The following is a 24,472-nucleotide window of genomic DNA, read 5'->3' on the forward strand; positions in this document are numbered from 1 at the left end:
TGCTCAGGTGATATCTGAAAACTTGACGTCGGGTGGTTCTGGTAAATCGCTATTCCTTTCTCAGCAGGCACGGGAATCTTTGTCCCCCGACAAGGCCATCCGCTTTGTCATCTACTTGTACGCCGTTCTCGTCATAAGTAGATTTCACGGTGACTTTCTCGAGTACCTCGCGCTTTAGAGTGAGCGGCCAGCATGTGCGTGCGTTTACCTCCGCGTGTTGGACCTTGACAGAGACAGTTGCATAGCTGAAATCGGCATCTTGCAAGAGCGCGCCCTCAAGGTTTGCGCCATTGAAGCTCGTTTCCTTGAGGTTAGCGCCTATAAGGTTCGCACCCCGGAGATCAGCATTGTCGAAGACCGCCCCTTCCAGGTCGGCGTCTCTAAGTTTGGATCCTTGCAGGTCAGCACCGGTGAAGTCTGCGGCATGCAGCTTCTTGCCGCTAAAGTTGATCCCCTTGATGTCCCGCCCGGCTGGGTCGAACCCTGGGATGCTTTCAGCAACCTCCACACTCGCTCTCCATGTCGCATATTTTTGTGACTCTTCAAATGATTTCTGAAGAAATAGCACTGCCAGACCAACGGCAAGCCCAGTAATCAGTCCGCCACCCACAGCGGAGAGCACTTCGATTCTTGGCTCTTGCTCTCGCTCTTTGACCGCCATCTTCCATGCGAGCAGCGCAAACATGATTCCGAGCACGACCAGTACGCCGACAAGAGTCCACTGCCATGGGCCTGCAACGGGCATGGGGATCCTCCCCAGCGCGTGGGTAAATCACTCTCTCTTCAGTCGTACGCCTGACGACCCTCGATCGCAAACGGAAAACTATTGCATTTCGCCGCCGCCCCAGCGACGCGCTGAATGAAAGCCTCTGGCAGGCCGAACGGCGTGACCCTCTCACCCGCGACTTTTAACCGATCACGCTCGGCCGGGGCTGCTCGACTACCCAGTCAGCGTCCCGGGTCCTTGCCTTGGCAAGCGGTCCCAAACGTCGGGTGAGCCACTGCTTGAAGCATCAACCGAGTCCGGACAGCAAGCTAAGCAAGCTAGTTGAGACGACGCGGACAGAGTTTCCCTACGTCTATCAAGGCTCGCTGCGCTCGCTGCCCGACCCGGGTTCGGTCAGCGAGCGAGGATCGTTGCCAGCCCAACCGAACGGGACCGGCCCTGTCCCATGCCTGCCATGCGCCCGAGTGGCCCCCGGCAGACGCCAACGACACCAGCGCACCAGCCCGGGGGAAGAGGCGGACGCTCGGGAGAACACCACATTGGACGCTCGGGCGTCTGCATTCCCGACCTCCTGAACTGCGTAGCAGTCTGATCAGAGATCAGAGGTGCCGCGCACAGCGCGGCGGCGCCGGCCGGACGCCGCCGCGCTTGCCCCTCCATGTCTACGCCACCGGGGCCGCACGTCGTCGCCCGCCCGCGCCCACAAAGGGGGCGAAAGAACCAGGCCGGGGGTGGGGACGGACGGCTCCACGGCTTTACCCACACTCCCCGATCCGGGACCCACGTCGAGCAAGACCAGGGGGCCACTCGGACACATTACGGGCAGGGGACAAGCCTGCCCGAGTAGCCGGAAAGCGTACGGCCCCCTGATCATGCACGACCCCAAACCGGGCAGGACACCGGCCAAAGCCGTTCCACCGACCTCACAAAAAGCGCCTACTATGCGGCCTGCCAAGACACAGCTACAGACTGCCGCGTCGATGCAAGGGATCAGCCGGGGATTGGTTGCTTCGTTCGGGCGAGAGTAGTCCTGGTTGGGGTGGCTGCCCGGGCTGACTGGGGATCATGCTCATGTGACGTTGATTCGAGAGTCTCCAGCATCTCTTCCTCCCGGCGAAGGCCGAGCCAAGTGGACCGTGACCTTGACAGGCCACAAGGGCGAGCGATTCCCGGCTCAAATGGTTGAGATTGACGGGCCGGCCACCGGCGAGCGCACGATGAGGGCGCTACGCAGCCTTGAGACCGTGATGGGCGTAGATTTGCCGCAGCGAGGCGAACTATTTGACGACTTCGGTAGTTCGCAGGGACCGGTCCCGGGTCGAGATGCCATCAGCGAATGGGGCCAGCATGCCGTCAACCTATGGGAAAGGACCGGGCAGGATCCTGACGCCGCCCGTCCTATCTTTATTGAAACGGGACTCGCTTGGTTAGAGGGGAGCCGCCAGATCACGGCCGCTTGGCATGACGAGACTGTCCTGGCTTTCTACCTTCCCCCCGGAGTGAGGCGATTTGAGATCGCCTATACAGAGTCTCCTCGCTCTCGTCGCCAGCGACGGGCCATACTACGGGAATGGCGAGGTACCTCGCTCCACCGCCTCCGTGCGCAGTGGCATGGAGAATCGGTCGTCGAATGGACTGCCTATTGCGGGGATAACACGACAGCCGAGGCGGGCGAAGGGAGGGTACGACGAATCTGGAACAGGACCCTTGGCGTGGATCACGACGGACGCGCCGGCATCGTCAGAGCCTCGGTGTTCCAGCGGCTGGGCGCCCCCGAGAAACAGCGACGCGATCCCACATTCAACAAGCGCCTAGCGCACTGGCTCGCCAAGCTCGAAGGAGATGCTGACGAACACCCAGAGGTGTCTGACCTGCCGGACCGGTCACTAGCGAACGAGATCGTCTTTATTCATGGGGCGCTCTCTTGCGGGCTCGCGAACCTACCCTCACTTAAATCAGAACTAGCTCGGGTTGCCGCGCATCGGCGAATTCTGCGTTTTGAGCACGACACGTTCCTCCCGATCGACAACAACGGCGAGCAACTGTCTCGGATCCTCAGGAAGAAATTGTCCGCCGACTCACGGGCAAAGGTGGTACTTGTCGGACACTCTCGCGGCGGTCTCGTTGCCCGCTGGGTCGCGAATGATCTGCTAGATGCGGGGTACGCACCCGACCGTATCCGTGTTGTGACCTTCGGTACACCGCACGAGGGAACACCCATTGTCAATGCCAGCAGAAGGGTCCTGAGCGGGCTGGCGACGTTGGCCACATTCGCCGTCAGGTCAGTGACTCCCGATCCGGCGACGCCGCTCGTGACGTACCTCTTCGGAAACGCCAAAAAGCTCCCAGAAGGCATCAGCGTCATGGCAAAGGGGAATAGTGTTCTTCGGGAGATTAATAGGCGTCCTGTCCCGTTCCGGCTGCGAGCTTACGGAGCGACCTATCACAAAGGCACGAACCCTCGCAGCCGCGGTGTCGCGTTCCTCGATAGCCAGGGCCGTAACCTGTTCATCGAAAACCGCACGATTCAACCAAATGACCTACTCGTAACGGTCAAATCTGCGACGGCAGTGGGCGAGGGCCAGACCATGAGCGACCCGTGCGGCCACTTCGGATACCTCGCCCAGCCAGAGGCCATGCAGGCGATCATTAACCTGCTCAAGCCGTAACCGACATCCAGTAATGCTTCGCTAGGCTGGCGCTAGCCGGGTTCTGCTCGCAGCCAGCATCGGCAACCGTCACTGGATGATTCCCAGAGATGACGTGACACCACGGCGGGGGGCCTCACGGTTGCATCGAACACATACTGTCCGTATAAGGAGACGGCCGTCACCAACTGCTGGCCAGATGAGATTTTGCTTGAGTACTTCCATGAACCGCGGCCTATTCGTGGACAGCGAAGGCTGTACCGAGCTCCCAGACGGCGCTGACCAGCAGAAGCGCGTAGGACACACGCGGCCTCCGGAGCCGTGTGTTGCGTAGGGCGCCCTCGACGCCGACGCATCCGCTCAACGATTGGCAATCTTGTCGACTTGGGGCCCCTTAGCAGTGTCGATCGCTATTTGTGCGCACCACATCGACCCGACTCAGTTCTGTAATGCCACTCGGGACAGATCCCCGGAAGACGAGACGCCACTTCCCGTCATCATCGCGCTTGGAAACGGTATCTGTGAGGTCGATGTAAGAGTTTTCGAAGGCTTCTGACGTCCTGCCGTCAAGATCAAGAGCGAGAATCTGAAACCGAACTCCTCGGTCTCCGGAAATTCCGATATTCATGGGCCCTGCGTGCCATGTGCCACTATTTTTAGGCGAGGTCTGTTCTGCCTGCATCACGATGCGGATCTGTCCTTGTGGATCTGCTGCCCCAATCCACAGATGATGGCCATCCAGCGAGCCCGTGCCCCTAATGAGGTCAATACACCTGGGAACCGAGGCACCATCCAATGGCTCAGAAAAACGGATAGGGGAATGCCTTGGAGAACACGATCTTAGACCTCCAGCCGCCCATGTAATCAGCAAGCCAACAATCACCACGATCGCAGCATTAATGGCAGTATTTGTGTGTTGTTTAATCACGCCCCAAACGCGAGAAGGGAAGATCGGCCTTTGTTGCTCTTCTGTGGAAGAATCCGGATCCACGGCGCCCTCCATAATGCGCGCGTTATAGGTAAGCAGATTCATGATTCGCACTTTTTTAACCCAGCCGTGGAGGCGCGCCGATTTTGCGGGTATTGCCAACCGTAAGGGCTAACGATCGCGTGCATAGTTACTTGCGGCGCATCAGGGACCACGCTCTACCTTCTTAATAAACGCTCGGTGGGCCGACTGATGAGCCCGACACAGCAGACGGCCCCGAAGTAGTGTGTCCTCTGGCGACGGCTGGACGGTGCTGCCAAGCGCAAGCTGTCGGCGTACGGCCTCAGCTCCCCAGCCGCGTACAGATGAACGTCCCCAGCTGTCAGGCCACTTCGTTCTCTCGCTCGATGGCCTTGAGTCGGTTCTTGAGTCGGTAGCTGGGGCCGTTGATGGCGATCACTTCGCAGTGGTGCAGGAGGCGGTCGAGGATGGCGGTGGCGAGGACTTCGTCGCCGAAGACCTGGCCCCATTCGCTGAAGGTCTTGTTCGAGGTGAGGATGATCGAGCCCTTCTCGTAGCGCTTGGAGATGACCTGGAAGACCAGGTTCGCTTCCGCTCGTTCGAGGGGCTGGTAGCCGACCTCATCGACCACCAGGACGCTCGGCCGAAGGTAGGAACCGAGCTTGCTGGTCAGCCGGCCCGTCGCTTCGGCGGCTTTGAGGTTGCGGACCATGTCGTCGAGACTGGTGAAGTAGATCGAGTAGCCGGCCCGGCAGGCCGCGACCGCGAGAGCGACGGCGATATGCGTCTTGCCGACCCCGGGCGGACCGAGCAGGGCCGCGTTCGCCTTGGCCTCGACGAAGGACAAGGTGGCCAAGTCCTTGACCTTGCGCGGGTCGAGTTCGGGCTGGAAGGAAAAGTCGTATTCGTCGAGCGTCTTGTGGTGCGGCAGCTTTGAGGTCCGCAGGCAGGTGCGGAAGCGGCGGTCGTCACGGACGGCGAGTTCTTCGGAGAGGACCAGGTCGAGGAAGTCGAGGTAGCCCATCTTCGCCTCGTCCGCGCGCCGGGTGAACTCGTTGATGGTTTCCGCCAGGTGGGGCAGGCCGAGCTTGCCGGCCGTGGTGCGGATGCGGTTGCCGGTCAGCTCGCTCAAGAGGATTCCTTCGTCGGTCGGCTGGTGGTGAAGGGGCGGGTGCCGGTCAGTTCGTCATAGACCGACAGCGGACGGCGGCCGACCTCGATCCGGGTGGCGGCGGCCCGGTTCAGCAGGGCCTGCAACGGGCCGGCTTCTTCACCTCGGGGCTGCGGGCGGGGCCGGGGCGGGATGTCGCCGGTGGTGGTTCGGCGTCCCTTGCCGGTGGGCAGGCCGTCCCAGTGCTGTTCCTCGACAACGCGGACACCGCGGCCGACCACCCGCGCATGCATGGCCAGCAGCGTGTCGCCGTCGGTGCCGGGGACGGTGGAGTGCAGCATGACCTGCGACTTCGTGGCCCGGATCTCCACCAGCTGGCGCGGGCGGACGCGCCGGGCGGGCACCGAGTAGAGGTTGCCGCCGAAGGCGACCAGGCAGTCCTTGCCGACCGGCCGCAGGTGCCGCTCGGCCACCAGATAGGGGGTCGGCGGCAGCGGTTTGAGGGCCGCGTGGTCGCGGGCCGCCCGCTCGCCGATGACCTCCCGGTGTGTCTTGTGGATCTGAGCCCGCCGGAGCGGCACCCACGCGGCGAACGCGGCGTCCATCTCCTCGACGGAGCAGAAAGCCCGGCCGGACAGCACGTGATCTCGGACGATCAGCACCTGGCGTTCGACGCGGCCTTTGCCGGTGGGCCGGTAGGCGGCCAGGACATCGATGTCGAAGTCGTAGTGGCCGGCGAAGCCGACCGCCTCCGGATGCAGCGGGACCGCCTCGCCGGGGGCGACATGCCGGCGGACGACGGTCTTGGTGCGGTCGTAAACGATCGTCATGGGCACCCCGCCGAAGTGGGAAAACGCCCGGCGGTGGCAGTCGAAGAACGACTGCAGGTCTTGGCTGGTGGTGAAGCAGCAGAACGGGTCACGGGAGTACGACAGCGTCATGTGGAAGGAGTAGACCTTGCCGATGCCCATGTGGGCGAGGGTCCTTCCCTCGTCGCCCCAGTCCACCTGGGCCTGGGCGCCCGGGATGACCTCGAAGCGGCGGTGCATGCCCGCCAGTTCCTTCGGCGTGATGCCGAGTTCCTCGGCGATCCTGGGACGGGCATCCTGGACGTAGAGCTTCGTCCGCTGGTAGTTGCCGGTGAACCCGTACTCGCTGGCAAGCCGTTCGTGGATGACCGCCGCTTTCATCAGGACCTCGGCCCGCAGCATCGAGTCGACCAGCGGCGCGAACTCGTCGATTGCCCTCGCCCGTGACCGCCCGTTCGCCGACCGCCTCGGAGGAGTCGCCGGACCAGGTGCAGAGAGGTACTTGCGGACCGTCTTCCTGTCCAGCCCCGTCTCCCTGGCGATCTCCGACAGACTTATCGCCCCGGACTCCAACAGGCCACGGAAACGCCGCAGTTCCAGCCAGCGATGCGGATCCAAGACCACCGTCAACCGCCCTCCGCCATCCCACATCGATCAAGCAGCAGAGTGGCGGGCAACAGGTCTCACCGCATCAACAACTGTCCCTTTTCATCCGTACGCGGGTGGGGACGTTCACGTGTACGCCGACACGCAAGCGTCACTACGTGAGTCTTGGCGGCCCCTGAAGAACCCGGGGCGGCGAAGCTGCCCGACCGAGGAGGGTCCCGCCCCGCTTCGGTTACCGGCGCGGCTGATCGACTCATCGGCCCTGCGGACGCCAAAATTCGGGGTATGTGGGTAGCAATCATCTCCGCAGCTGTCGCGCTTGCCAGTGCAGCCCTGACAGCAGGGCTAGGGGCTAAGGATGGCAAGCAGCGCGCTGTACTACAGGACCAGCTAGAACGGCAACGTGTCGCGAGCCTCAAGCAGGAAGAGCGGCAGGATCTGATGAGCCATTTCCGCGATCCTCTGCTGTGGGCGGCATTCGATCTACAGAGCCGCGTCTACAATATCGTCGCTAACAGATTCCTCGACGTCTACCTGTCACGCGGCACTCCGGTGGAACAGACGTACGCCCGGAACAACACCCTGTTCGTCGTAGCAGAGTACCTGGGATGGGTCGAGATCTTGCGGCGCCAAATCCAGTTCCTAGAACTAGGCACCCAAGAAGATAACCGTAAAGTTGTCAATCACTTGTCGGCTATTAGTGCTGCCCTGAACACTGACGGTTTCCCTAATCAGCTCTTCCGCGTCTTCCGTGGCGAGCAGCGCGCTATCGGAGAAATAATGATTGATGCTAGCGCCGAAGGCGGTGCCTGTATCGGATATGCAGAGTTCTGCGCGAAGCTCGAAAACGACTCCTCATTCTCTAATTGGTTCGCGCGCCTATCGGCCGACGTCGATCAGTTTGCACAGGGACCGACAGTGCGGCATCCAAGGCTAGTCCTGCTGCAAGAAAAACTAATGGGTCTGATCAACTTCTTGGATCCAGAGTCGATTCGTTTTCCAGACCCGCACAGGGAGCTTCTGCACCCAGTTAGTCACCAAGGCGCAAAACGCTAAAATCGCCGGGAGCCGGAGATTGATAAAGCAAGGGAGCGAGCCGCTTCCTCGATCAATGGGCCAGGCAGCGAAGATTCGCAGGTCAGCGGGCTTCCTTCGACGGAGTGATCGGCTCGCCAGGCCTCCGTACTACAGGCAAGACACTCCAGACGAAGGTGCCGCCGCAGTCGAATGCGTGTCGAAGTTGGTGACGAGCTAATCGCTTGGCCGCAAGATCGAGCGCCCTGGGTGAGTTCTAAATGCGTGACAACGCCAGCGAACAGCCACGGACAACAACGGACGACGACGAACATCGCAGCAGCTCAGCAGCACGCCGCCCCTGTCACACGGTCATCCCAGTTGCTTCGGGACGAAGAGGTCGTGGCGGATTCGAGCAGTGGCGGAGCTGAGGCAGTGCGATGTCAGAGCCCGATGAGAGTGTGTCCGGCATGGAGATACCCATGGCCCCTGACATCGGGGATGAGGAGCACGCCGTCATCGCCCACTTCATGCTTGCTGCTGGCGGTTTTGGCGACGCCGACCAGCGAGAGCGGGTCTACGAGGCTGAGCATGTGATGGCGGTGGCGGCCGAGGAGGCCGGTGTCGGCGAGGTCGACGGCGATGCCCTTCCGGCCGGCAAACGTCGTTCTCAGGCGGGGCGACATCGAGACCCGTGTTGACCTGTAGGGCTGCCCCGGCACTGGGGAAACGGACACGGGGAAGTCCGGGCCGTCTCTGGGCCGTGCGAGGGCGCCCGACGCCGACCAACAACGACAGAAGCCCACGGCACCTGACCTGGTCAGAGCCGTGGGCTTCTTCAGCCTTGCTGGTCAGTCCAAGAGCTGATTAGTAGATCGGCTTGTCGGGCTCGATCTGGTTGACCCATCCGATCACACCGCCGCCCACGTGCACCGCGTCGGCGAAGCCCGCGGACTTGAGCACCGCGAGGACTTCCGCACTGCGGACACCCGTCTTGCAGTGCAGGACGATCTTCTTGTCCTGCGACAGCGCCTCAAGGGCGGTGCCCATCAGGAACTCGTTCTTCGGGATCAGCCGCGCGCCCGGGATCGAGACGATCTCGTACTCGTTGATCTCACGGACGTCGATGATGTCGATGTTCTCGCCGTCGTCGATCCACTCCTTGAGCTGCTTGGGAGTGATCGTCGAACCGGCCGCCGCCTCCTGGGCCTCCTCGGACACGACGCCGCAGAAGGCCTCGTAGTCGATGAGCTCGGTGACGGTGGGGTTCTCACCGCACACGGCGCAGTTCGGGTCCTTGCGGACCTTGACCTGGCGGTACTGCATCTCCAGGGCGTCGTAGATCATCAGCCGGCCGACCAGCGGCTCACCGATGCCGGCCAGCAGCTTGATGGCCTCGTTGACCTGGATGGAACCGATGGACGCGCACAGCACGCCCAGCACGCCGCCCTCGGCGCAGCTCGGGACCATGCCCGGCGGCGGGGGCTCGGGGTAGAGGCAGCGGTAGCAGGGACCGTGCTCGGACCAGAAGACGGAGGCCTGGCCGTCGAAGCGGTAGATCGAGCCCCAGACATACGGCTTGTTCAGCAGCACGCACGCGTCGTTGACCAGGTAGCGGGTCGCGAAGTTGTCGGTGCCGTCGACGATCAGGTCGTACTGACTGAAGATGTCCATCACGTTCTCGGCCTCGAGCCGCTCTTCGTGCAGGACCACGTTCACGTACGGGTTGATGCCGAGCACCGAGTCCTTCGCGGACTCGGCCTTGGAGCGGCCGATGTCGGCCTGGCTGTGGATGATCTGGCGCTGCAGGTTCGACTCGTCGACCTCGTCGAACTCCACGATGCCGAGCGTGCCGACACCGGCCGCGGCGAGGTACATCAGGGCCGGCGAACCCAGACCGCCTGCGCCCACACACAGCACCTTGGCGTTCTTCAGCCGCTTCTGCCCGTCCATCCCGACGTCGGGGATGATCAGGTGGCGGGAGTACCTGCGGACCTCGTCGACGGTGAGCTCAGCAGCTGGCTCGACCAGGGGTGGCAGCGACACGGGGACTCCGTTGATCGGTATGTCAGTACGGTTGTTCTCTCGGTAACACTGCCACGGCCCTCCTCATTCCGAGACACCCCGTCCGATCTGCGAGACGATTTCGTCCCAGTAACCGGGCAGTGTCTCGAATGGGCGAATATGCCCTCTTTGACCCCCGGGCCCCGTCCCATCAGTGCGGTCGGTGAAGAAGATCGTCCCGGCGCCCTGCCAGCGGGCGATGCGGGTGGCCTCCTCCAGATGCGTACGCGGCACCCCATGTACGAAGTGCACAAAGCGCTCCGGCGGGTAGTCCGCCGTCCACTCCGCCACCTGCGACCAGCGGTAGTCGGTCCACGGCCCGGAGAAGCTGACCAGCTGGTCGGCGACCTCCGCATATCCGGGATACGGGTGCGAGCCGTGCCCCAGCACCAGGTGGCCGCCGTCGAGGACCGCCTCCAGCGTGGCCGTCGTACGCCGCACTTCCTGCAGGTCCGCGCGGTCCGTGGGACATCTCTCGAGCAGGAAGCCCGCCACGCGGTACCACTCGAGGTAGTGGTGCGCATCGGCGACGAGATCGCCGAAGGAGCGCGAGCCGTGCGCCATGTCGAGATGGCCGAGGACGCGTACGCCCGCGTTGCTCAGCTTGCCCACGGCCTCCAGGCAGTGCGGGTCGGGGCGGGCGCCCGGGCCGTCGTCGACATTGAGGACGACCCAGTGCAGGGGCGTCCCCGGCCGGGTCAGTTCCGCCCATTCGACGGGCGCCAGCAGCGGGTGGGCATAGCCGGGCACGCCGAAGCCAAGCCTCTCCGCGCCGGTCGCGGAGAGCTGGGTGCCGGTGGTGGTCAGATGCGGCATGCCGCCTCCATCCAGATATCGGCAAGGGACTCTTCGAGGTTGATACGGGGCCGCCAGCCGAGCCGGTCGCGGGCGGTGCGGACGTCCGCCTGCTGCCAGCTGCCGCAGCCGTCGGGGTAGGGCAGCGGGGTCGCGGACAGCTGCTCCAGGACGGACTCGGAGCGCGGGCCGCCGAGGGGCGGGCGGCCGGCCGGGGTGTCCAGCTCGTGCAGCGCGCCCGCGTACCCCGCGACCCTGGCGAGGACGGCGGCCGCGTCCCGCAGCCGTACGGCACGTCCCGTACCGATGTTGACGATGCCCTGGGCCGCGGAGAGCGAGGCGGCGTGGACGGCGCGCGCCACGTCCCGTACGTCGACGAAGTCGCGCTGCACGCCCAGGCCGCTGAGCTTCAGCTCGCCGTCGCCGGACTGCATCGCGCGGCGCATCGCCTCGGCGAGACGGCCGAGCGGGGAGCCGGCCGGGGTGCCGGGCCCGACGGGCGAGAAGACCCGCAGCACGACGGCGTCCAGGCCCGCGCCGAGCACCAGCTCGGTGGCGGCGAGCTTGCTCACGCCGTACGGGCCGCCGGGGCGCGGGATCGCGTCCTCCGCGGTCGACGAACCCTGCTGGGAGGGACCGTACTCGGAGGCGCAGCCGAGCTGGACGAGCCGGGCGCCACAGCCGCTGCGGCGCAGGGCCTCGCAGACGGTGGCGACGGCGACGGTGTTGTGCCGGGTCAGATCGCGGGCGCCGCCGCGGGTGGCACCGGCGCAGTTGATGACGACGCCGGGGTGGACGGCGCCCAGGAAGCGGGTGAGGGCTCCGGGGCTGCCTCCGGCGAGGTCGAAGCGTACGTCGGCGTCGTCGCCGCGCCCGAGGGCGGTGAGGTGCACGGCCGGGTCGGCGAGCAGCCGGTCGGCGACGAAGCGGCCGAGGAATCCATTGGCACCGAGCAGCAGCACCCTCATCGCGCGGCCCCTCGGTGCCGACGGGCCGGAGCTGGGGGTTGAGGGGTCATGTCGCTTTCTCCTTAGGGATGTTGCTTTCGGTGCCGGAACTGGTGCCGGTACTGATGCCGGGGGACGCCCGCGGTGTCGGCTCCGCGGGAGGTCAGACGGTGTGCGCCGAGGCCCGCGACAGGGCCGCTGTGGCGTGGGCCAGCAGGCCGAGTGCGGCGGTTGCGCAGGCGATGGCCGGCACGGATCCGGCGCCCCCGGCGCCGACGACTGCTTCGACGGGGCCGGCCAGAAAGCTGCAGCCGGGCAGGCGTCCGGCCAGCAGCAGCGCGGGCGCGGTGGCTTCGGCCGCGCATGCGGCGGCGAGTCCGGCGGCCGCCGACTCGGGGAAGCCGTGGACGATGAGCAGCCGGGCCAGGAAGAGCAGCGCGCCGAGCGCGACGGCGGGGGCGGCGGACGTGTGCGGGAGGGCGAGGCCGGCCAGCAGGACAAGCGCCGTGAGTGCGCAGACATACAGCGCGACAACTCCGAGCAGCAGGGGGCGCACGCCGGATGCGAACTCCTCGAGGCCCCGGCTGCCGTCGAGCCTGCGCCGCGCCTGTACGGAGAAGAGCCAGGCACAGCAGGCTGCGGGGGCGACGGCGACGGCGAGGGCGACAAGCGGGGCGGGGGCCATGGGCAGGGGTCCATCGGGCCCGCCGCCGATGATCTCGTCGAGGAGTCCTTCGCCGTAGGCCGCGTAGGCCAGCAGCCAGAGCGTCCACAGGCGTACGGCGGGGACGGTGCGCCGTTGGGCGCGCAGTGGGCCGTGCCGCAGACAGAGCGTGAGCACGGCGGCCGCCAATGCGGTGCCGATGGCTCCGGCGGCGATCCGGGCAGCGCCTTCCATGGCCTCCATGCCGGCGACGGAGAGCGCGCAGACGGCGCCCGGCAGCAGCACGAGGAGCGCACGCCCCGCGCCCGGACGTTCTTGCGTCGCTGCGACGCGCGCCGGGCGGTCGGCTGCCGCCGACGACTCGGCTCCTCGTGGCACGCGCGCGTAGAGCTCCTCGGCGAGGGAGAAGACATCCCGGTGGCGGAAGCGGGCGGCGGTCCGGTCGGTGACGCCGTGGGCCTCGAGGCCCGCGGCGATCTCCAGGGGGTCGACGGCACGCTCGCACAGCTCCCGGTGGCGGTGCATCAGCGCTCTGACGGGGTCGGCGGGGCCGCGGCGCGGGGCGGGGGGCTTACGCCCGGTCGTCCTGCCGGACGCCGGGTCGGACGTCTTGCCGCCCGCTGTGTCGGGCCGCTTGTCGGCCGCCCTCTCGGCCGCCCTCTCTGCCGCCCTGTCGACCGTCGCGAGGGAGTCGGCGAGCAGCGCGTCCGAGCAGGTGTCCCAACCGCCCGGGCTGCTGGGCGCACCGGCAACGTCGACCTGGATGTCGACCGGGGCCTCGACCGGAATGCCGGCCAGGCTGTCGATGGAGCGCACGCCCGCCGGTTCTTCTCCAGCCGCGCTCTCCGTGATACGCGGCATACGCGGCGTACTCATGCGCGTGCCTCCTTCCGGGTCGCAGCCGCACCGATCAGGCCGCGCAACGGCCCCGGCCCGTTCGCCCAGCGCGGGATGCGGCCGCCCGACGCGGTGCCGCCGCCCGTCCAGTTCCCGGGCACATACGCCTCGGCCGGGTGGGCGAAGGGCAGCGGCTCGCCGTCGGCGCCGATGGACTCGGCCTCGCGCCGGACCGGGGAGTGCGAGATCAGCTCCAGGTACAGGGCACGAAATGCCGTCAGGTTCTGCTCGATCGTGAACAGTTCGAGCGCCCGGGCGCGTGCGGCGGCGCCCAGCCGTTCCCTGCGCTCGGGGTCGCGCAGCAGAGCGAGGCACGCGTCCGCGAGCGCACGCGGATTGCGCGGGGGCACGACCAGGCCCGTGCCCCCGATGACTTCGACGACCGCGCCGGCGTCCGTGGAGACGGTCGCGCGGCCGCAGAACATCGCCTCCACCAGGCTGATCGGAAAGCCCTCGATGACGCTGGACAGGACGACCACGGCGCCTGCGGCGTATGCGTCGGCGAGCTCGGGGGCCTCGGGTCCGCCGATCTCCTCGAAGGAGACGGGGTTGTCGCCGACGGCGTGCGCGTCGGCCGCCTCGTCGGGGAAGAGCTGGGCGGCCAGCGCCTTGCAGTGGGCGAGATACGTCGCGGCCTCCGGCCCATGCACCGGCGCCCCGAACAGCCTCAGCCGCGCCCCCGGCTCCTCCTTGCGCACCTCCGCGAACGCGTGCAGCAGCGCGATGAGATCCTTGGCGGGCTCGATCCTGCCCACCCAGACGAGGGTGTGCTCATCGCCGCTGTCGTCACCCTCGCCCACCGCGGCGAAACGGTCCGACTCCATGCCGGGGTAGACGGTCCGCAGTTTGGCCCGGTCGGCGCCGCACTTCTCCTGCCAGCGCCGTGCGTGCGTGTTGCCGGGCGTGATGATGGCGGCCTGCGCGTACACCTCGGCGGCGAGCCGGCCCTGGAAGGCGGCGAGCAGGGCCCGTACCGGCGCGGTCAGCTCGCGGTCGTCGGCCGCCAGATAGTGCGCGCGCAGCTGAACGCCGTACTCCGTGACCAGCAGTGGGACCCCGAAGAAGCGTTTGGCCAACAGGCCGGTCAGGGCCGCGGATCCGCCGGACGCCGCATGGCAGAGGTCGACGGCACCGAGGCCGTCGTCGCGGTACCAGTCGAGCGAGAGCGGCCGAAGTGCGCGCTCGAGACGGTCCACGAAGGCGAGATAGTCGAGCACGGTGGCGGCGTGCACGGCGCGGCGTGTGCCGGGGGCGCGGCAGGCGGATTCGAGGACGCGTACGGCGAGTTCGGAGCGGAGGGCGGCATAGAGGCCGCCGCGTTCGCGGGCGAGTTCGGCGAGGCCGTACAGACCTGCGGCGAAGTCGCCGTTCTCCCCGCACAGCGCTGCGGCGAGTTCCTTGAAGTGGCAGACGAAGCGCCGCCGTTCGCGGCGCCCATAGGTGCGTCCGTCGTCCTCGGGCGCCCACAGCGGAGCGGTGCGCACGCACTGCACCTGCGGCGGGAGCCGGATCCAGCCGTGGTCCTCCTGCTGCGCGGTCCGGCTCAGCGCATAGATGTCGAACTCGTGCTGTGCCAGTCCACGCACAAGCCGGTCGCACCACAGCCTGGACTCACCTGTCGCATACGGATAACCACCGTCCGTAAGCAGTCCGATCCGCACGAGCGCACCCCCGATCTCCCTTGTGGGCGGCCGCCGTTGATCCGGCGGCTCACAGCGGGACGACGTTAAGCCGGTGTACCGGTGGTGCGACGGACGGTTGTCCATCGCACCACCGGAAGGGGTGAATGCACGTAACTTTCGCGCGCCGGTGGCGTTCCGTCGCGCTAAGGTGCCACTTCATTACGGAGCGTCAGGCACCGGCCAGCTCCTCGCCGAGAATCGGGCGTGAGACACCCGTCCCGCATTCCGGACTCAACTACTGGGATACACCCAGGGGTTGGGCTTGCACTTGATCCCGTCGATGTCCAGCGACTTGGTCTGCTGCTGCATCACCGGCGCGAGCGCCCCTGGCGTGCGGCAGCTCACATGGCCGTGCCCGAGCCGGTGTCCGACCTCGTGGTTGATGAGCATCTGGCGGTAGCTGACCATCGCCTTGTCGCCGTAGGTCGTTGAGCCCTGCGCCCATCGGTACGCGTTGATCATCACGCGGTCGGTCGACGCCGAGTCGCAGCTGACATTGTCGACCGTGGTGTCCAGATCGGATTTGGCGCACCAGTCCGCCGTGGTCCCGGGAGACGCCAGCGTAATGACGAATTCCGGCTCACCGGACGAGATCCGCTCGAAGGTCATCTCACCCCCGTGCGCCCAGCTGCGGTCGTCATTGAGGGTTTCCTGGACCGCTTTGGCGAAGAGCGCGCCGTCCAGTGCGAGGCCCCGCTCGATATCCACCCGGTAGCGGATCTTGCGGCCCTTGCCGGGCGCCTTCTCGAAGCCGGGTACCGTCTCGAACTTCCCGCTCGCCTTCAGCTTGGCGTCGATGGGGAACTGAGTCGCCATCAGCTGCTGGTACGAGACTCCCGGCGCGGCGGCCTGCTGGTCCTTCGGCGGCGCCTTCCGGTCCTCGGACCGGGACGCCGGGCTCTCGGCCGCGCCCCGGTCGTCGCCCGCGGACTGGGCGGTGGGGTGGCCGGGATCGTCGGCGGCCACCTGGCCGGCCACGACGACGGCGAGAACGGTGGTCACAGCGGCGGCTGCGATCCCGGTGAAGGTGCGTCCCTTGCCCGCCTTGGCGGGCCGCTCCTGCGGCCCGCCGTCCTGATCGTCGAGCGCGTCGGGCCCGCCCGGCTCATCGGTCCAGGAAGTGACGGAGGTGTACGGATCGGAGTCCGGCGCTCTGTCCTGCCGGGACTGCGACGGGGGCTGCGGCCGGGACTGCGGCTGGTCGAAGGCCTCGACGAACTCCCGTCGCGGGCCGGGTATTCGCGCCCCGCCGGCGACCGTCCGCGGCGCGGGAGGCGCCTGCGCCCGCTGACCGCCCGGGGCACCCTGCCAGTTCTGGTACTGCTGCGGTACGCCCCAGCCGCCGCCCTGCTCACGCTGCTCGGGGTGTCCGCCCCTGGTCTGCGGTGTGCCGTATCCGGCGGGGGCGTGCTGTTCGGATCCCGGTGCGGCTGAGTGTCTGCGCCGCCCACCGCCGGAGTCCGTGGTCCCTATGCCGGACGTGCTGTCCGAATCCGAGCCCTTGGGTGCGGGGCCTTTGCGGCTGTGTCGTCCCACGCCCCGGATCAGCTCCTACGGTCGACGAGCAGTTCACGGAAGGCCAGGGCGACCGTCTCCGGGTACTCCATCATGGCGACATGCCCCGCGTCCGGGAGCGTCAGCAGCCGGGAGTCCCTGAAGGCCGCCGCCGCCTTGCGCGCCATACGGTACGACACGAGCTGGTCCCGCCCTCCGTAGACGAGCAGCGTCGGCGCGAGCACCCGCTCCGCCTGCCGCCACAGTCCGTGCTGGCCGCCCAGGGTGTACGCATCGACGATTCCCCGGGCCGAGCGGGCCATCGCGTCCCAGAAGTACGGGAGTTGTGTGCGCCGCTCCATCTCCTCCACAGCATTGCGCAGCGCCTCGTCGCTGACGCGCGCGGGGTCTCCGTAACAGAGCGCCAGCGCTCCTCTGGTGCGCTGCTCGGCCGACCAGTCCTTGGTGAGCCTGGTGAAGAGCGAGGTCACGCCGGGCACCGCGAGCAGTGCCGTCGGCACGGCCGAGCGCTGGACGCGCAGCTCGGGCAGCGCGGGTGAGACAAGGGTGAGCGTGCGCACCAGATCGGGCCGGACGGCCGCGACCCGGGTGGAGACCGCGCCGCCCAGAGAGTTCCCGAGCAGATGCACGGGCCCGCGCCCGGCGGCGTCGAGATGCCGGATCACCGCCCGTGCATGGGCGGTGACCGAGTAGTTGCCGTCGTCCGGCGGCGGGGAGTCCCCGAAGCCGGGCAGGTCGATCGCCTCACCGTCCACGACGTCCTCGAGCAGCAGCATCAGCGAGGACCAGTTGAGCGAGGAGCCGCCGAGCCCGTGGACGTACAGCGCGGGCGGCAGTCCGGCGCGCGCCGGGGGCCGGGATCTGACCGTGAGGGTCAGTCCTGGCAGCGCCACGGAGCGCAGTTCCTCACCCTCCGCGACCCGCACGGCCGCGACCTTGGGGGCCGCGGCGGCGGTGACAGCGCGGACTCCCGGCAGCTCTGTCGAAGACATGCGGCAATGTTACGAGACGATCACACCGTGGTTCGTGTGTTCGGCATCACACATCGCATAGCGCTGTGAATCAGGAGCTCCTACGCTCGTAGGAAAGGCGCTCTCCATGGAAAGCGGTGCCTCATGCCTGTCGATCCCAGCGACCCCGACACCTTTGAAGATTTTGAAGAAGAAGACGACGATCAGGCTTCCGAGCTCGACGAGGAGGTCCCCGAGGCCGACGCGGCGGAGCAGCACACAGTCGTACGGCCAGTGCACGATGAGCCTCTGACCCGCGTCTATCCGGACGCGGCGAACGAGGCGGACGCCGTGGAACAGGCCCGCGTCGTCGCCCTCGACGAGGACGACTATCGGTGACCTGCCCCTCTTTGCCCCCGAATCGGGAGCTACCGCGACTGTCCGGTCCGTGAAATTCTGCGTCCGCAGCACGCACAGCCGGGTTACCCAAAAGTACGATGGCGGCGCGGCGCACAGCGCGCACAGAACGATTTTTTGGGAGGCGGCGTGACAGCCATCGAGCAGACAGAGGCAGCGCGCCCGCGGGGCACGCGCCTGCCACGCCGAGCCCGCAGGAACCAGCTTCTGGGCGCTGCCCAGGAGGTTTTCGTGGCCCAGGGCTACCACTCGGCCGCCATGGACGACATCGCCGAGCGGGCCGGCGTCAGCAAGCCCGTGCTCTACCAGCACTTCCCGGGCAAACTCGAGCTCTATCTCGCCCTGCTCGACCAGCACTGCGAGTCGCTGCTGCTGGCCGTCCGTACGGCCCTCGCGTCGACGACCGACAACAAACTGCGCGTCGCCGCCACGATGGACGCCTATTTCGCGTACGTCGAGGACGAGGGCGGGGCTTTCCGGCTGGTCTTCGAGTCGGACCTGACGAACGAGCCCGCGGTGCGCGAGCGCGTCGACCGGGTCTCGCTGCAGTGCGCCGAGGCCATCTCCGACGTGATCGCCGAGGACACCGGCCTGTCCAAGGAGGAGTCCATGCTGCTGGCCGTGGGCCTCGGCGGGGTCTCCCAGGTGGTGGCCAGGTACTGGCTCTCCAGCGGCTCCGGCATCCCGCGCGACAAGGCGGTTCAGCTGCTGACGTCGCTGGCATGGCGGGGCATCGCGGGCTTCCCGCTGCACGGCAGCGAGCAGCACTGACGCGCGAGGGGCCGCTGCCGCGCCCGGTGTTCGCTCCTGGCGTTCTTGACGGACGTCTGCCGTGCCCGCCCGCCGGGCTAATGTGTGCTGCGTACGGCGCGGCTGACCGCGCAACGCACTGACCGTTCGGAGGGACATAGCCGTGGAGGTCAAGATCGGCGTGCAGCACGCGCCCCGGGAGATCGTTCTGGAGAGCGGGCAGTCCGCCGAGGAGGTCGAGCGCGCGGTGGCCGACGCGCTGGCCGGCAAGGCACAGCTGCTCAGCCTCACGGACGACAAGGGCCGCAAGGTCCTGGTACCGGCCGACCGGATCGCGTACATCGAGATCGGCGAGCCGGCCACCCGGCGCGTGGGCTTCGGCGCTCTGTAGGGCGACGCGAGCCCCTTGAGGGCGTATGTGAAGAAGAGGGCCCGGCGGAATTTCCCGCCGGGCCCTCTTCCGCTGCTTGGCGAAGGGTTGTATTCCGCGGCCGCCGGGTAGTACGGGCTACGACCGATTTGCCCGCACCGGCGTCGTGAGGTGATCAGCAGTGCTGCTGGAAGCGCTCGGTTCAGTCCTGCTCGGACTCGCCCTCGCCTGGGCCGCCGCCCGTCATCTGCCCGACCGTATGCCGTCCCGCCGAGTGGTGTTCACCACAGGCCCGGTCGGTGCGCTCTTCGGCGCCTATGTGACGCATGCGGCGCTCGGTCCGGGACACATCCTGGCGGTGCTGGTGGGCGCGGTGGCGATCGGAGCCGTAGTGCTCTCGCTGCTGATCCGGCCGTCAGCGCACCGCCTGCGTCGCGCGTTCCCCTTCTGAGCACAGGTGCTTGGGGCGCCGGACGGGTTTGACCCGTCCAGCACCCCAGGACTGCCGGTCAGCCCACGCCCTATGCCGCGAGGCCGAGCGCGGCCATCCGCTTGGTGTGCGCCTCGGTGATCCGGGAGAACATCCGGCCCACCTCGGCCAGGTCGAAACCGTCCGCCACACCGCCCACGAGCATCGTGGAGAGCGCGTCGCGCTCCGCCACCACGCGCTGCGCCTGGGAAAGCGCCTCGCCCATCAGCCGCCGCGCCCACAGCGCCAGCCGTCCGCCGACGCGCGGCTCGGCCTCGATAGCGGCGCGTACCTTCTCGACCGCGAAATTGCCGTGGCCCGTGTCGTCGAGCACCGCGAGCACCAGCCCTCGGGTGTCGGTGTCCAGCCGGGCCGCCACCTCGCGGTAGAAGTCACTGGCGATCGAGTCGCCCACATACGCCTTGACCAGGCCTTCCAGCCAGTCGGACGGCGCTGTCTGGCGGTGGAAGTCGTCCAGCGCCTGGGCGAACGGCTCCATCGCGGCGGTCGGCTCGGCGTCGATGGCGGTCAGCCGGTCCCGCAGCTGCTCGAAGTGGTGGAACTCCGCGGAGGCCATCTTCGCCAGCTCCGCCTTGTCGGCCAGCGTCGGCGCGAGCTTGGCGTCCTCGGCGAGCCGCTCGAAGGCCGCCAGCTCGCCGTACGCGAGCGCACCCAGCAGATCCACGACGGCGGCGCGGTACTGGGGGTCGGCGGATGCCGTGGCCCAGTCCTGGGCGGCGATTCCGGTGAGTTCAGTGGCGTTGTCAGGCGTCTCCATGAAGCGCACAATAGCCCGCTCATCGCAGGGCGGAAGGGCCTGGTCAGCCACGCCCGAACCGCCGCTCCTACGAATTCGCCCAACACACATGCGCGAATCCGGGGTACAGTGGTAATGCGCCTGTCGAGCGTTTTGGTTACTCGGCGGGCGATCGCAGTGTTTGACTGAGGGATTTGCTTCCTCAGACCCCCCATGAGGATGCCCGGTCGGTGGCACGATCGGCTCCAAACCGACCGCCCTCCACGCGGGCCCGTGCGCTTCAGTTGCGTACAACCGCAGATGAGGGGCCCCTCAGCGGCACGAGCGCTCGAGCGACGGCAGTGGTCCCGCGCCATCCGGCCAATCCACGGCCGGCCCAGTACCCAGGCGCGGTACGACCCCCCATCGTTCGCCTCGCGCCGCGTCTCACAGAAGAGGCAACACCCTGACTACGCAGCCTACGACTTTCCGTGATCTTGGGATCCTTCCCGAGACCGCCGAGGCCCTCGAAGCCGTCGGCATTCTGTCCCCGTTCCCCATCCAGGAGATGACGCTCCCCGTCGCGCTCTCCGGCACCGATGTCATCGGCCAGGCCAAGACCGGCACCGGCAAGACACTCGGTTTCGGTCTGCCGCTGCTGGAGCGCGTCACCGTCCCCGCGGACGTCGAGGCCGGCCGGGCGAAGCCCGAGCAGCTGACCGACGCCCCGCAGGCGCTTGTGGTCGTCCCCACCCGCGAGCTCTGCACGCAGGTCACCAATGACCTGCTGACCGCCGGCAAGGTGCGCAATGTCCGCGTGCTCGCGATCTACGGCGGCCGTGCGTACGAGCCGCAGGTCGAGGCGCTCAGGAAGGGCGTCGACGTGATCGTCGGCACCCCGGGCCGACTGCTCGACCTGGCCGGCCAGCGCAAGCTGGACCTGTCGCATGTGCGCGCGCTCGTTCTCGACGAGGCCGACGAGATGCTCGACCTGGGCTTCCTGCCCGACGTCGAGAAGATCATCAACATGCTTCCGGCCAAGCGCCAGACCATGCTTTTCTCGGCGACCATGCCGGGTGCGGTCATCGGCCTCGCCCGCCGCTACATGTCGCAGCCCACGCACATCCGCGCGACCGCGCCGGACGACGAGGGCGCGACCGTCGCGAACATCACGCAGCGCGTGTACCGCGCGCACTCCATGGACAAGCCGGAGCTGGTCTCCCGCATCCTGCAGGCCGACGGCCGCGGGCTCGCGATGATCTTCTGCCGTACGAAGCGGACGGCGGCGGATATCGCCGAGCAGCTGGCCACGCGCGGCTTCGCTTCCGGCGCGGTCCACGGCGACCTGGGCCAGGGCGCCCGCGAGCAGGCCCTTCGGGCCTTCCGCAACGGCAAGGTGGACGTCCTCGTCTGCACCGATGTCGCGGCGCGCGGCATCGACGTCGAGGGCGTGACGCATGTCATCAACTACCAGTCGCCCGAGGACGAGAAGACCTACCTCCACCGCGTCGGCCGTACCGGCCGTGCGGGCGCGTCCGGCACCGCCGTGACGCTGGTGGACTGGGACGACATCCCGCGCTGGCAGCTGATCAACAAGGCGCTGGACCTCGGCTTCGGCGACCCGGTCGAGACGTACTCCACGTCGCCGCACCTGTTCGAGGAGCTGAGCATCCCGGCGGGCACGAAGGGCGTTCTGCCCCGCGCCGAGCGCACCCGCGCCGGTCTGGCGGCGGAGGCGGTGGAGGACCTCGGCGAGACGGGCGGCCGCGGTCGCAAGTCCGCCGCGCCGACCGAGGAGCGCGCCCCGCGCACCCGGACCCCGCGCCAGCGCCGCCGCACCCGCGCCGGCTCGTCCCTCCTGACGCCGGACGCGGACGCTCCGGTGGAGTCGGAGTCGACCCAGTCGACTGAGCCGTCGGAGCCGCGCACCCCGCGGCGCCGCCGCCGCACTCGTGCGGGAGCGGGAGCATCGACGGCTGAGGCGGTCGCGGTGATCGAGGCGGCCGAGGCTGTTGTCGAGATGTCGGCTCCCGAGGCCGAGCCGAAGCCGCGCCGCCGCACCCGTGCGGTGAAGGCCGTGGAGACGGTCGAAGCGGTCGAGGCAGTCGCCACGGAAACGGCCGAAACGAAGCCCCGCCGCCGCACGCGCACGGTCAAGGCCGCCGCGCCGGTCGAGGCAGTCGAGGTTGTCGAGGCCGTCGCCACGGAAACGGTCGAGACCAAGCCCCGCCGCCGCACCCGTGCGGTGAAGGCCGTGGAGACGGTCGAAGCGGTCGAGGCAGTCGCCACGGAAACGGCCGAGACCAAGCCCCGCCGCCGCACGCGCACGGTCAAGGCCGCCGCGCCGGTCGAGACGGTCGAAGCGGTTGCCACGGAAACGTCGGAGACCGCGCCGCGCCGCCGCACGCGCACGCGTAAGGCAGTCCAGCCGGAAAGCTGACGCCCGACCAGATGGCCCGGCCCCCGCGGGATGGGGACCGGGCCATCGGCCTTTCCGGGCCCGGGGGCGCAGTCCCGGCGCAGGCCCACCCCCGTTAGCCTCGTCGCATGAGTCGCCCGCCCACCTTCACGCCGCCCCCCTCCGCCCGCGCCCGCACTCTCCCCACCGCCCGCGGCGACTTCGCCGTGCTCGACGCGCAGCCCACCGACGACGGCCGCGCTCCCAAGGGCACCGCGCTCCTCCTCCCCGGGTACACCGGGAGCAAGGAGGACTTCATCGCGCTGCTCGAGCCCCTCGCCGCCGCCGGCTACCGCGCGGTCGCCGTCGACGGGCGCGGGCAGTACGAGACCGTCGGCCCCGACGACCAACAGGCTTACGCCCAGGCCGAGTTGGCCCAGGACGTGCTCGCTCAGGCCGCGGCGATCCAGGGATCCGTGCATCTCCTCGGGCACTCCCTCGGCGGACAGATCGCCCGCGCCGCCGTGCTCCTCGACCCCGCCCCCTTCCGCACGATCACCCTCATGTCCTCGGGGCCCGCCCAGATCTCCCCCGCCCAGCAACGGAAGGTCAAACTGCTCAGCGACGCACTCGCGACGATGAGCATGGACCGGGTCTGGGAAGCCATGAGGGCACTCGATCCACCCGAGGACGCCGACGCGCCCAAGGACGACGGCGAGGACCTCCGCCGCCGCTGGCTGCGCCACAATCCCGCCCAGCTGATCGCCACCGGCCGCCAGCTGACCGTCGAGCCCGACCGGGTCGACGAACTCGCCGCCGTACAGCCACTGCCCAAGCATGTGATCTCCGGCGAGCGCGACGACACCTGGCCGGTGCCGCTCCTCGACGCGATGGCGCAGCGGCTCGGCGCCGACCGGACCGTGATCGCCGGAGCCGAGCACTCCCCCAACACCGACCGCCCCGCCGAGACGGCGGCAGCGGTCACGGCCTTCTGGGACCGGCAGGGTCGCTCCCCGCAGGGTCAGTACTGAGACTGCAGGTGCTGCCAGAAGCCGTCCCGCAGCGCCCGCCGCAGCACCGCGTGCCCCCGCAGCGAACGCTGCAGCACCCTCTCCGCCTCGATCAGCAGGTCCTGGTCCACCGGACCGGGCAGGTACGGATGGCCGGGCAGCAGCTCGGCCATCGCGTCCCGGCCCCGCTCCGCCAGCCAGGTCGCCGCGATCTGCGCCCCCACAAAGCGCACCTCGTCCCGCGAGGGCGGAGGCGCGCCCTCGTTCTCGTACGTCGTGACCGGGCGGCGTGTGATGTACGGACGGCAGAAGTCGAGGTCGAAGGTCCGCTGGCTGTCGACCTCCCACAGCAGCGGCTCCGCCTGATTGCGCCCGTCCGCCGCCTCTATGCCCCACAGATGGACCCGGGCCCCGTACCCCTGCGCCGCCTCGACCGCCGAGACCAGGTCCTCGTCGCCGCCCACCAGCGCCGCGTCGCTGATCGCGCGATGCCGGGCGAGCGACTCCAGATCCGTACGGATGAGTGAGTCGACGCCCTTCTGCTGGTTGTTCGCGTTGAGGTTGCCGAGCCGCACCTTGACGTCCGGCAGCTCGGCGATGGACTGCTGCTCCGGGGTGTGGATACGGCGGCGGGCGCCGTCGTACCAGTACACCCGCAGCAGCCTGCTGTCCGCGAAGATCGTCCGGGCCTTGTCGATGAAGGCCTCGATCAGCCCCTCCGCGTCCAGATCGAAGGAGCGCCGGTCCTCGGTGCCCGCCACAAGCAACCCGGCCGCAGCATAGACGTAACCCGCGTCGACGAAGATGGCATGGGTGGAAGGTGTCTTGGCCACCTCGGCGAGCATGCGATGGAGCAGCTCGTTGGTGCGCTCCAGGCGGGCGCCGATCTCGTTGATCTCTGCATCGTTCATACGGTGCTCATTCTCCGCGGCCGCGCCGTCACC

22 protein-coding genes are annotated in these 24,472 nt (G+C 67.9%); 9 read left to right on the plus strand and 13 right to left on the minus strand.

Translation table 11 applies throughout. The features are described from left to right. Nucleotides 1-49: 49 nt before the first annotated feature. Nucleotides 50-745, minus strand: coding sequence for a pentapeptide repeat-containing protein (locus OG729_RS13680; RefSeq protein WP_405806256.1), 696 nt, complete (start codon nt 743-745; stop codon nt 50-52). Between the two features lie 1,694 nt (nt 746-2,439). Between OG729_RS13680 and OG729_RS13685 the strand changes: the two genes are divergently transcribed. After that, nucleotides 2,440-3,396 (plus strand): lipase family protein, encoded by a 957-nt coding sequence (locus tag OG729_RS13685; protein ID WP_405806258.1) that lies wholly within the window; start codon nt 2,440-2,442, stop codon nt 3,394-3,396. Between the two features lie 373 nt (nt 3,397-3,769). Here OG729_RS13685 and OG729_RS13690 read toward each other — a convergent pair whose 3' ends face one another. The 3 genes from OG729_RS13690 to istA all read right to left on the minus strand — a co-directional run bounded on the left by OG729_RS13690 (nt 3,770) and on the right by istA (nt 6,868). Beyond that, nucleotides 3,770-4,408 (minus strand): hypothetical protein, encoded by a 639-nt coding sequence (locus OG729_RS13690; RefSeq protein WP_405806260.1) that lies wholly within the window; start codon nt 4,406-4,408, stop codon nt 3,770-3,772. A gap of 277 nt (nt 4,409-4,685) precedes the next feature. Then, nucleotides 4,686-5,456 carry an IS21-like element helper ATPase IstB gene (gene istB / locus OG729_RS13695; RefSeq protein ID WP_405803643.1) on the minus strand — a complete coding sequence of 257 codons (771 nt, stop codon included), beginning with the start codon at nt 5,454-5,456 and terminating at the stop codon, nt 4,686-4,688. Further along, nucleotides 5,453-6,868 (minus strand): IS21 family transposase, encoded by a 1,416-nt coding sequence (gene istA, locus OG729_RS13700; RefSeq protein ID WP_405811003.1) that lies wholly within the window; start codon nt 6,866-6,868, stop codon nt 5,453-5,455. The genes istB and istA overlap by 4 nt, the downstream gene beginning before the upstream one ends. A 267-nt stretch (nt 6,869-7,135) precedes the next feature. Between istA and OG729_RS13705 the strand changes: the two genes are divergently transcribed. Beyond that, nucleotides 7,136-7,906: a hypothetical protein gene (locus tag OG729_RS13705; protein ID WP_405806261.1), complete on the plus strand. Its 771-nt coding sequence runs from the start codon at nt 7,136-7,138 to the stop codon at nt 7,904-7,906. 440 nt (nt 7,907-8,346) lie between these two features. Then, nucleotides 8,347-8,565, plus strand: a complete 219-nt coding sequence (locus OG729_RS13710) for a hypothetical protein (protein WP_405806263.1) — start codon at nt 8,347-8,349, stop codon at nt 8,563-8,565. Nucleotides 8,566-8,731: 166 nt separating this feature from the next. On the opposite strand, the gene moeZ is transcribed toward OG729_RS13710, so the two are convergent. The 7 genes from moeZ to OG729_RS13745 form a co-directional block, all read right to left on the minus strand. Then, complete coding sequence (gene moeZ, locus OG729_RS13715; protein WP_405806265.1) at nt 8,732-9,910, minus strand: adenylyltransferase/sulfurtransferase MoeZ; 1,179 nt, start codon at nt 9,908-9,910, stop codon at nt 8,732-8,734. 63 nt (nt 9,911-9,973) lie between these two features. After that, nucleotides 9,974-10,744: a spherulation-specific family 4 protein gene (locus tag OG729_RS13720; RefSeq protein ID WP_405806266.1), complete on the minus strand. Its 771-nt coding sequence runs from the start codon at nt 10,742-10,744 to the stop codon at nt 9,974-9,976. After that, on the minus strand, nt 10,732-11,691 hold the full coding sequence (locus OG729_RS13725; protein ID WP_360873559.1) for an NAD-dependent epimerase/dehydratase family protein: 960 nt from the start codon (nt 11,689-11,691) through the stop codon (nt 10,732-10,734). Before OG729_RS13725 ends, OG729_RS13720 begins: the two co-directional genes overlap by 13 nt. A 142-nt stretch (nt 11,692-11,833) precedes the next feature. Continuing rightward, nucleotides 11,834-13,210: a hypothetical protein gene (locus OG729_RS13730; RefSeq protein ID WP_405806268.1), complete on the minus strand. Its 1,377-nt coding sequence runs from the start codon at nt 13,208-13,210 to the stop codon at nt 11,834-11,836. Further along, entirely contained in the window at nt 13,207-14,892 is a 1,686-nt protein-coding gene (locus tag OG729_RS13735) for a DUF3492 domain-containing protein (RefSeq protein ID WP_360873564.1), read from the minus strand. The genes OG729_RS13730 and OG729_RS13735 overlap by 4 nt, the downstream gene beginning before the upstream one ends. Nucleotides 14,893-15,144: 252 nt before the next feature. After that, on the minus strand, nt 15,145-16,449 hold the full coding sequence (locus OG729_RS13740) for a DUF3152 domain-containing protein (RefSeq protein WP_360873567.1): 1,305 nt from the start codon (nt 16,447-16,449) through the stop codon (nt 15,145-15,147). A gap of 8 nt (nt 16,450-16,457) precedes the next feature. Continuing rightward, entirely contained in the window at nt 16,458-17,420 is a 963-nt protein-coding gene (locus tag OG729_RS13745; RefSeq protein WP_405806270.1) for an alpha/beta fold hydrolase, read from the minus strand. A gap of 123 nt (nt 17,421-17,543) precedes the next feature. On the opposite strand from OG729_RS13745, the gene OG729_RS13750 reads away from it, so the two are divergent. The 4 genes from OG729_RS13750 to OG729_RS13765 all read left to right on the plus strand — a co-directional run bounded on the left by OG729_RS13750 (nt 17,544) and on the right by OG729_RS13765 (nt 19,366). After that, a complete protein-coding gene (locus OG729_RS13750; protein ID WP_360873573.1) occupies nt 17,544-17,777 on the plus strand; it encodes a hypothetical protein in 234 nt (77 codons plus the stop codon). A 147-nt stretch (nt 17,778-17,924) separates the two neighbouring features. Then, nucleotides 17,925-18,566 carry a TetR/AcrR family transcriptional regulator gene (locus OG729_RS13755; protein ID WP_360873576.1) on the plus strand — a complete coding sequence of 214 codons (642 nt, stop codon included), beginning with the start codon at nt 17,925-17,927 and terminating at the stop codon, nt 18,564-18,566. Nucleotides 18,567-18,708: 142 nt separating this feature from the next. Beyond that, complete coding sequence (locus OG729_RS13760) at nt 18,709-18,936, plus strand: DUF3107 domain-containing protein (protein ID WP_360873579.1); 228 nt, start codon at nt 18,709-18,711, stop codon at nt 18,934-18,936. A 160-nt stretch (nt 18,937-19,096) separates the two neighbouring features. After that, nucleotides 19,097-19,366 carry a hypothetical protein gene (locus OG729_RS13765; protein WP_360873582.1) on the plus strand — a complete coding sequence of 90 codons (270 nt, stop codon included), beginning with the start codon at nt 19,097-19,099 and terminating at the stop codon, nt 19,364-19,366. A gap of 70 nt (nt 19,367-19,436) precedes the next feature. Here the strand turns inward: OG729_RS13765 and OG729_RS13770 are convergent, their stop codons facing one another. Further along, a complete protein-coding gene (locus OG729_RS13770) occupies nt 19,437-20,162 on the minus strand; it encodes a ferritin-like fold-containing protein (RefSeq protein ID WP_405806273.1) in 726 nt (241 codons plus the stop codon). A gap of 526 nt (nt 20,163-20,688) precedes the next feature. Here OG729_RS13770 and OG729_RS13775 point away from each other — a divergent pair. Continuing rightward, a complete protein-coding gene (locus OG729_RS13775) occupies nt 20,689-22,560 on the plus strand; it encodes a DEAD/DEAH box helicase (RefSeq protein WP_405806274.1) in 1,872 nt (623 codons plus the stop codon). Between the two features lie 107 nt (nt 22,561-22,667). Next, a complete protein-coding gene (locus OG729_RS13780; protein ID WP_405806275.1) occupies nt 22,668-23,549 on the plus strand; it encodes an alpha/beta fold hydrolase in 882 nt (293 codons plus the stop codon). On the opposite strand, the gene OG729_RS13785 is transcribed toward OG729_RS13780, so the two are convergent. Further along, nucleotides 23,540-24,439 carry an NYN domain-containing protein gene (locus OG729_RS13785; protein WP_360873593.1) on the minus strand — a complete coding sequence of 300 codons (900 nt, stop codon included), beginning with the start codon at nt 24,437-24,439 and terminating at the stop codon, nt 23,540-23,542. The genes OG729_RS13780 and OG729_RS13785 overlap by 10 nt on opposite strands. Nucleotides 24,440-24,472: the final 33 nt, after the last annotated feature.

The organism is Streptomyces sp. NBC_00210 (assembly GCF_045160975.1).
GTDB lineage: Bacteria > Actinomycetota > Actinomycetes > Streptomycetales > Streptomycetaceae > Streptomyces.

Bases quoted from the DNA above. Each gene is read 5' to 3' on its own strand.
- OG729_RS13680 (WP_405806256.1), bottom strand. From the start codon at position 745: ATGCCCGTTGCAGGCCCATGGCAGTGGACTCTTGTCGGCGTACTGGTC.
- OG729_RS13690 (WP_405806260.1), bottom strand. From the start codon at position 4,408: ATGAATCTGCTTACCTATAACGCGCGCATTATGGAGGGCGCCGTGGAT.
- OG729_RS13705 (WP_405806261.1), top strand. From the start codon at position 7,136: ATGTGGGTAGCAATCATCTCCGCAGCTGTCGCGCTTGCCAGTGCAGCC.
- OG729_RS13710 (WP_405806263.1), top strand. From the start codon at position 8,347: ATGGCCCCTGACATCGGGGATGAGGAGCACGCCGTCATCGCCCACTTC.
- OG729_RS13720 (WP_405806266.1), bottom strand. From the start codon at position 10,744: ATGCCGCATCTGACCACCACCGGCACCCAGCTCTCCGCGACCGGCGCG.
- OG729_RS13725 (WP_360873559.1), bottom strand. From the start codon at position 11,691: ATGAGGGTGCTGCTGCTCGGTGCCAATGGATTCCTCGGCCGCTTCGTC.
- OG729_RS13730 (WP_405806268.1), bottom strand. From the start codon at position 13,210: ATGAGTACGCCGCGTATGCCGCGTATCACGGAGAGCGCGGCTGGAGAA.
- OG729_RS13745 (WP_405806270.1), bottom strand. From the start codon at position 17,420: ATGTCTTCGACAGAGCTGCCGGGAGTCCGCGCTGTCACCGCCGCCGCG.
- OG729_RS13750 (WP_360873573.1), top strand. From the start codon at position 17,544: ATGCCTGTCGATCCCAGCGACCCCGACACCTTTGAAGATTTTGAAGAA.
- OG729_RS13770 (WP_405806273.1), bottom strand. From the start codon at position 20,162: ATGGAGACGCCTGACAACGCCACTGAACTCACCGGAATCGCCGCCCAG.
- OG729_RS13775 (WP_405806274.1), top strand. From the start codon at position 20,689: ATGACGCTCCCCGTCGCGCTCTCCGGCACCGATGTCATCGGCCAGGCC.
- OG729_RS13780 (WP_405806275.1), top strand. From the start codon at position 22,668: ATGAGTCGCCCGCCCACCTTCACGCCGCCCCCCTCCGCCCGCGCCCGC.
- OG729_RS13785 (WP_360873593.1), bottom strand. From the start codon at position 24,439: ATGAACGATGCAGAGATCAACGAGATCGGCGCCCGCCTGGAGCGCACC.